The organism is Cellulosimicrobium composti, assembly GCF_009711085.1.
Classification (GTDB): Bacteria; Actinomycetota; Actinomycetes; order Actinomycetales; family Cellulomonadaceae; genus Cellulosimicrobium; species Cellulosimicrobium composti.
Map to the genome: position 1 here is coordinate 1 of NZ_WMKA01000100.1, position 1,774 is coordinate 1,774.

The 1,774-nt window shown below is 69.1% G+C and carries 2 protein-coding genes; both read left to right on the top strand.

Features of this window, described 5'->3' with window-relative positions; genetic code table 11:
• A partial coding sequence (locus GJV82_RS19105) for a tyrosine-type recombinase/integrase (RefSeq protein ID WP_155100315.1) occupies positions 1-207 on the top strand: 207 nt, incomplete at its 5' end.
• A gap of 179 nt (positions 208-386) precedes the next feature.
• The coding region (locus GJV82_RS19110) for a tyrosine-type recombinase/integrase (RefSeq protein WP_196217319.1) at positions 387-1,774 on the top strand (1,388 nt) is incomplete at its 3' end.

Consider the following 1,774-nt stretch of genomic DNA (forward strand, 5'->3'; position numbering starts at 1 on the left):
CACATGCTGCGCCACACCTACGCGACGCAGCTGCTGACCCGTGACGTGCCGGCCGAGGTCGTCCAGAAGCTCTTGGGCCACGCGTCGATCACCACCACGACTGAGACCTACGCCCATTTGAAAGTCGATGAGGTCCGTCGCAGCCTCGAACGTGCCGGCTGGCTCCCGGGCGCGGACGCTGCCTCGACGGGGTTGGGGGCGCGATGAGCGTCGTCGCGCTCCCGGACGGCCAGAGCGCCAACGTCCCGGCCCGGCTGGCAGCGTGGGCGCGGACGAAAGTGTCCTCGGACACCATCACGCTACGCCCAGGCGATCGGGTCGGAGGTGGGGCCCCCTGCACTGCACCAGGGTGTGCCCGCTCCATCTCGACCAGGCACTTGTGCTCGGTGCATCTGCAGCGCTGGATCGCCGCGGGGCGGCCGGTCGGAGAGTGGGATCGCGGTCCCACGGTCGACGCGTTGAGGCTGGACCTGTCGGTCCTGCCGCTGCCGTTGCGGTGGGAGGTCGCCTACGCGATCGCCCAGTCCCAGGAGGTCGACGAGTCGCCTCGAGTGCGCGAACGGACCCTGGTCCATCACCTCAGGGCGCTGCGCCTGTGGGACCAGGCATCGTTGCTCGACGCTGACGAGACCGCGTGGCCCATCAATGCGCGAACGCTCTACAACCAGGAGGAGCGGGGGGCCAAGCTGCGTGACCCCTTCCTCGTCTTCGCGATCGACGAGCTCGAGACCCTCTATGGCACCGCCACGCACGAGCACGAGTACCGGCGCGAGGTCTGGAGGCTGCGACGACTCGACGTGACCGGGCACGCGCGGAACTGGCTCTTCGACTTCCGACCAATCGTCCAACCGTGGCTGCGAGACGCAGCACGAGCGTTCCTGCGGTGGCGACGCACGAGCGAGTACTCCCCGTCCGGGATGCACCGCGACCTGCTGACCATTACGCGCCTAGGCCGAGCACTCACCCAAGCAGCCGGCCCGTCAGCTCGACCGAGGGACCTCACCCGAGCCGTGCTGGGACGCTTCTTCGCCCTGCTCATCGAGGACGGCCTGTCACCCAACGGCAGGCGCCTGGCACTGAGCTCAGCACGGGTGTTCCTGACCACGGCCCGCCGTCACGGATGGGCACCCGGGATCCCGGCCGACAGTCTCATCCACCCCGAGGACGCCCCGCGGCACCGGGCGCTGGCCCCGCGGGCTCTTACCGAACAGGTGATGGCCCAGCTCGAGGACGAGGCGAACCTGGACCAGCTCACCGACCCGCGCATGAGGTTGCTGTTTCCGCTGCTCATGCAGACCGGTCTGCGCCTGAACGACGCGCTGAAACTCCCTACTGACTGCGTCACCACCGACGCCGCTGGGGCGCCGTACCTGCGCTACACCAACCATAAGATGCTGCGCGAGGCCCTCGTCCCGATCAGCGCCGAGCTCGCGCAGTTGATCCACGCTCAAGCCGCCCGGGCACGAGCGTCACACTCACCCGCCGCGGTGCTGTTCCCCCGCACACGCGACAACGCCGCCGGTACCCGCCCGCTGAGCGTGGGCGCGGCAAGGGCCGAGCTCGCGAGCTGGATCCGGCGCTGCGACATCCGCGACGACTCCGGCGAACTCGCGAAGGTGACCGCGCACCAGTTCCGTCACACCCTGGGCACGCGCCTGATCAACAACGACGTCCCTCAGGAGGTCGTGCGCCGCATCCTGGACCACTCCAGCACCGAGATGACCGCGCACTACGCACGCCTGCATGACACCACCGTGCGCCGTCAATGGGAACG